This is a genomic window from uncultured Agathobaculum sp., assembly GCF_963927765.1.
GTDB lineage: Bacteria > Bacillota > Clostridia > Oscillospirales > Butyricicoccaceae > Agathobaculum.
On record NZ_CAWVCU010000013.1, the window covers coordinates 1 to 5,062 of the forward strand.

At 54.9% G+C, this 5,062-nt stretch carries 5 protein-coding genes, 2 tRNA genes and 1 pseudogene; 4 read left to right on the forward strand and 4 right to left on the reverse strand.

The features are described from left to right. Nucleotides 1-410: pseudogene (locus ABGT74_RS00705) on the forward strand (hypothetical protein); the annotation flags it as partial. A 35-nt stretch (nt 411-445) separates the two neighbouring features. On the opposite strand, the gene ABGT74_RS00710 reads toward ABGT74_RS00705, so the two are convergent. The 4 genes from ABGT74_RS00710 to ABGT74_RS00725 form a co-directional block, all read right to left on the reverse strand. Then, nucleotides 446-1,729 carry an MATE family efflux transporter gene (locus ABGT74_RS00710; protein ID WP_346704059.1) on the reverse strand — a complete coding sequence of 428 codons (1,284 nt, stop codon included), beginning with the start codon at nt 1,727-1,729 and terminating at the stop codon, nt 446-448. Between the two features lie 72 nt (nt 1,730-1,801). Further along, nucleotides 1,802-2,287: a DNA-deoxyinosine glycosylase gene (locus tag ABGT74_RS00715; protein WP_346704060.1), complete on the reverse strand. Its 486-nt coding sequence runs from the start codon at nt 2,285-2,287 to the stop codon at nt 1,802-1,804. Then, entirely contained in the window at nt 2,284-3,333 is a 1,050-nt protein-coding gene (gene mutY, locus ABGT74_RS00720; protein ID WP_346704061.1) for an A/G-specific adenine glycosylase, read from the reverse strand. Before mutY ends, ABGT74_RS00715 begins: the two co-directional genes overlap by 4 nt. After that, the gene (locus ABGT74_RS00725) at nt 3,330-3,752 is read right to left on the reverse strand and encodes a PaaI family thioesterase (protein ID WP_346704062.1); all 423 of its coding nucleotides are present in this window, start codon (nt 3,750-3,752) and stop codon (nt 3,330-3,332) included. The genes mutY and ABGT74_RS00725 overlap by 4 nt, the downstream gene beginning before the upstream one ends. A 337-nt stretch (nt 3,753-4,089) precedes the next feature. Here ABGT74_RS00725 and ABGT74_RS00730 point away from each other — a divergent pair, with 337 nt between their 5' ends. The 3 genes from ABGT74_RS00730 (at nt 4,090) to ABGT74_RS00740 (ending at nt 5,062) form a co-directional block, all read left to right on the forward strand. Then, on the forward strand, nt 4,090-4,767 hold the full coding sequence (locus ABGT74_RS00730) for a helix-turn-helix transcriptional regulator (RefSeq protein ID WP_297283885.1): 678 nt from the start codon (nt 4,090-4,092) through the stop codon (nt 4,765-4,767). A gap of 106 nt (nt 4,768-4,873) precedes the next feature. Next, nucleotides 4,874-4,949 (forward strand) — tRNA-Thr (locus tag ABGT74_RS00735). Between the two features lie 31 nt (nt 4,950-4,980). After that, nucleotides 4,981-5,062 (forward strand) — tRNA-Tyr (locus ABGT74_RS00740).

A 5,062-nucleotide genomic window follows, 5' to 3' on the forward strand; every position in this document is an offset into this window, starting at 1 on the left:
CGGCGGAACTGATTTCTCAATCGCTGCGCGCGGTGGAAAACGGTAAGACGGTGGCGCAGGATACGGCAGGTTCTCTCGAACGCGTAAACGGTATCATTGCAAAGCTGACCGATCAGGCAAAGCGAGTTGCGGTCAATTCCAAGCATCAGGATGAAACGATCAAGCAGACCTCGATTGGTGTGGATCAGATTTCCGCTGTGGTACAGACTAACTCTGCGACTGCGGAGCAAAGCGCCGCAGCCAGTGAAGAGTTGGCCAGCCAGGCGACGGTTATGCGTCAGCTGGTATCGCGCTTTAAGATTCAATGCAATCCGAATCAAGGATATGAGAAGATTCAGCAACAGGAAGTAGGAACGGAAGAGGCAATGTTGCCTTGTGCATGCAGCGAGGCATACGGGGATAAATACTAAAAACAAGAGAGCTGTCTTATGACAGCTCTCTTGTTTTACATTTTGGCAGTACGCAGCCAGCGTCCGCTGGCAAAGCGCAATGTAAACAGAATGGCGCGGCAAAGCCAGTCGGCAACCATAGCGATCCAGATGCCGATCGCGCCCATTTGGAACATCACAGCCAATACATAGCCGCTGCCAAGCCGCAGCAGCATCATGGATGCAATGGAGCATACCATGGGATAGCGCACATCGTTGGCGGCGCGCAGCACGTTCGGCATGGTGAACGACAGCGGCCAGATCAGCATCGCGCTGCAGTTATGGATCAGGACAAGTGTTCTTCCAAGCGTAAGCGCTTCAGGGGACAGGCTGTATACTTGCAGCACCAGTGGCATAACCAAAATGGTTGCCAAACAGCAGCTGGCGAGGATCAGATAGGTGACTTTGAGCAGCTTTTTTGCCATGCGGCGTGCCTGCTCGATATCGCCTGCACCGATACACTGACCGACGACCGTGATGATTGCAAGGTTCATTGCCTGTCCTGGAATGCAGGCCACCGCGTCCAGATTATTGGCGACTGCGTTGGCAGCGATTTGCGTTGTGCCGAACAGGGCAATCATGCTGACAACCAGAATGCGTCCCAGCTGAAACAGGCTGTTTTCCAGTCCGTTCGGCACGCCGATCTGTAAAATACGGCGGATGAGCGCACCGTCCGGACGTAAATGGCCGCCGCGCCGCAGACTGACAATATGTTCGGGCTGAAACAGCAGGGCTGTGATGACCACTGCTGCCGCGCCGCGGGAGATGACCGAGGACAAGGCTGCGCCTGCAACGCCCCAGTCGAGCACAAAAATCAGCAGTGCATTGCCAATCAGGTTGACAATGTTAATGAGCCCTGCGATCAGCATGGATACGCGGGAGTTGCCCTGCGCGCGGAAGAGTGCGGCGCCTGCGTTGTAAATCGCCAGCACCGGGTAGGAGAACACACTGACCGTGAGATAGGTGAGCGCGCTGTCCATTACGTCCGGCTCAATCGAGCCGAACAGCAGCCGCAGCAAGGGAGCGCGTATCAGCATGACAATCACGCTGAGCGTGATGGAGATGCAGGCGACAACAAAATACAGCTGCCGTGCCGCATTGCACGCGCGCCGGTTCTGACGCGCGCCCAGCAGCTGCGCGACAACCACCGCGCCGCCGGTTGCAAGCGCGGCAAAGATATTGATAATCAGTACATTGAGCATGTCGACCAGCGACACACCGGATACCGCTGCTTCGCCTACTGCGGATACCATAATGGTGTCGGCAAGGCCAACCGTGATGGAAAGCACCTGCTCCAGCACCAGCGGCCAGATCAGTTTTTTCAGTGCGGCATTGGGGAATAGTTCTTTGCTCGTTGGTAATACGCCCTCTTTCTATAAGATCACACGATAGGCCTCAATCAGCCGTTCGAGCGACCAAGCGGCGTTCGCCGGGCTGGTGGAGGGAAGCTGCATGATCGGGATATGCAGCTGTGGTTCGATGAGCTTGCGATACAGCTCGGCGGATTTGCCGCCGGTTGCAAAAATGCGGGTGATTTCGCTTTCCCGCACCAGCTTGCCGATGTCGTTGGGAACGGCGTTTCGGATGCTGGTATCCGATGCGCCTGCGATATCGCAGCGGGCGATCGTGTCCCACAGCGCAACATGATGCTTTAAGCACATCGCGCGCTTTTCTTCGATCGTCTGCGGCACCTCTTCGCCCAGCACAGCCGCCAGCACGCGCCAGAAGCGGTTTTGTGGGTGTGCGTAAAAGAAGCCCGCCTCGCGCGATTTGGGGCTCGGAATCGAGCCGAGCAGCAACACCCGCGAATGGCTGTCATACAGCGGCGGGATGGTATGGACAACGGTTTGCAGATTCATGTTTCCTCCTCAATGACAGAAAGAAAGGCGCGGAACGCACTGGGCAGCGCATACTCCGCGCGCAGAGCGGATGGGCTGACAAAGGTCAATTCTTCCGGCTGGTTTGCCAATTCGATATAATACCCGTTCATGTGCCATTCCACATGGGTGAATACATGCTTGGCAGGGCGCAGGGACAGTAGGCTGGATACCTGCCAACCACGCGCGGCGAGTGCCTGACGCGTTTCATCCGGGGAGAGGTGGCCTTCCAGTGCAGGCAGCTCCCACAGCCCGGCAAGCAGGCCGGAGGCAGGCCGCCGTGTTAGCCCGACAAGCGAGCCGTGACGCAGCAGCAGAACCGTGCGGTTTTCGATGCGGCGCGCTTTTTTGGCTGCGCGCAAGGGCAGGAGGGCGGCGTTTCCGTGGTGGTAACCCAGACATAGGTGTTGCACGGGGCAGTCACCGCACAGCGGCGCTCCATTGGGCAGGCAGACCATGGCGCCCAGCTCCATCAGAGACTGGTTGAGGTCGCCCGGCCGTTCGGCAGGCATCAGGTCGGCAAACCGCGCGCGTGTACGCTTTTTGAATGCCATGTCGGTAATGGGGGTGAAGTCATTGTCCAGCCGCGCTGCAACGCGCAGCACGTTGCCGTCCACCGCGGGAACGGGAATGCCGCAGGCAATGGACGCGATGGCTCCAGCGGTATAATCTCCAATGCCGGGCAGCGAGAGCAGCGCATCATAATCGGCGGGCAATTCGCCGCCGTATTTTTCACAAACTTCAACGGCTGCGCGGTGCAGGTTGCGCACGCGGCTGTAGTAGCCAAGTCCCTCCCACAGTTTCAGATAAACTGACTCGTCTGCTTCCGCGAGTGCGCGCACATCGGGCAGCGCTTCCATCCAACGGGTGAAATACCCGAGTACAGCTTGTACGCGTGTTTGCTGGAGCATGATCTCGCTGACCCACACACGGTAGGGTGTGGGATATGCACGCCATGGCAGGTCGCGATGCCCTTGGTCATACCAGTTCAGAAGTGGGGGGACAATTGCAGAGGTGACGCCGCTCAATGCTGCATGTCCTCAAGGGTCTGGCCGGTGTAAAACATGGTGAAAACAGCGTCCGCAATATGCCTGTGCTCGTCGTCATGTACTTCCACCATGTAAACTGCGGTTTTCTTGCCGCGTTTGCGTTCGTAGGCAACGGCGGTCAGTGTTTTGCCAAGACGGCAGGGACGATAGTAATGGATATTGCTGTCCAGCGTCACAGCAACCAGTCCGTGAGAGGCAGCGGCGGAGCCTGCGGCAATGTCGCACAGCGTAAAAATAGTACCGCCGTGCGCCAAGCCGAGCGGGTTGAGCAGCTCTTCCGTCAGATCCAGCTCAACAGTTGCGCCGCCGTCCTTGTCTAGCGTGATGACACGCATATGCATCAGCTTGTTCAGGCCGCTGGCTTCCTGACGCATTTTCAAAATTTGTTCGATTGTCATGGGAAAGCTCCTTTTCATAGAAACATATATGGTGCAGCAGACCAAGCCGCCGCACCATGCTTTTTTTCGTTCTTTTTTATTATATCGGTCGTCAGCATATGCGTCAAGCGAAAACAAAGTGCATTTTCAGATGGAGAAGATCCCTGTTTTTTAACATGAAAAAATGTCTGACCACCATATATAGTTATAAAATTCAAAACTGGCAACCAAATCATGTAATGGCAGGGTAGGGGGCTTTATTTGCAAAAAAAACGATGGAAACGCAACTTTTTCGTTCTTTACAAGTGCGATTACACGCTGTATAATAGATATAGTTTTATGATGGGGTAGCAGAGATATGACCAGTGATTTTTCTCGTACACTCGCGCTGTTGCGACGGGAAAAGAAAATAAGCCAACGAACCGCTGCGGGCGACCTTGGGGTGTCGCAGGCGCTTCTGAGCCATTACGAAAATGGCTTGCGCGAGCCGGGCTTGCCGTTTGTAGTGCGTGCCGCGGATTATTATGGGGTGTCCTGCGATTATTTGCTGGGCAGGTCGATGGCGCGGGATGGCTCCGCAGTACCGGCAGAGCGCATGGATGTACAGATACATACAGGCTGGGAGAAAAATCAGGTGGTGCGTGCGGTTTCGCTGCTGATGGATCTGACTGAGCAGATGGGAAGCAAGCAGCTTCCGCATGAGGTGGAAGCGTATCTGTCGGTTGTGATCTATAAAGTATACCGTTATCTGTATATGGCAGACCCGACCAATGTGGAGGCGGTGTTTCGCACATCACGGGAGCAGTTTGAATATCTTTGCGATGCGCGCATGAAGGAGCATGAGCTTCGCATCCGCACAGCAGCAAAGGGAGAGGGCGGTTTCGGTTTGGAGCAGGAAATGCTGCATGGCGTTTCGATTTCGCCCAATGAAATCAGCAAACGCTATCCGGAATTGTCCGGCGCATTCCTGACGATTTTGCAGCAGGTTTCGGACTCCATTGACGCCTTCGGAAAAAATATAAAAATCGGAAAATAAAAAACGGAAAATAAAAACGGAAAATAAAAATCGAAAAAAGTATTGACAGGTTGGAAACAGTATGCTATTATATACAAGTCGCTGAGACAGACAAGACTTGCGAAACGCTGGTGTAGCTCAGTTGGTAGAGCAGCTGATTTGTAATCAGCAGGTCGGGGGTTCAAGTCCGTCCACCAGCTCCACCTGTTCTTTGCAGGATTAACAATTCCATATGGGAGGTTTCCCGAGTGGCCAAAGGGAACAGACTGTAAATCTGTCGTCTATGACTTCGGTGGTTCGAATCCACCACCTCCCA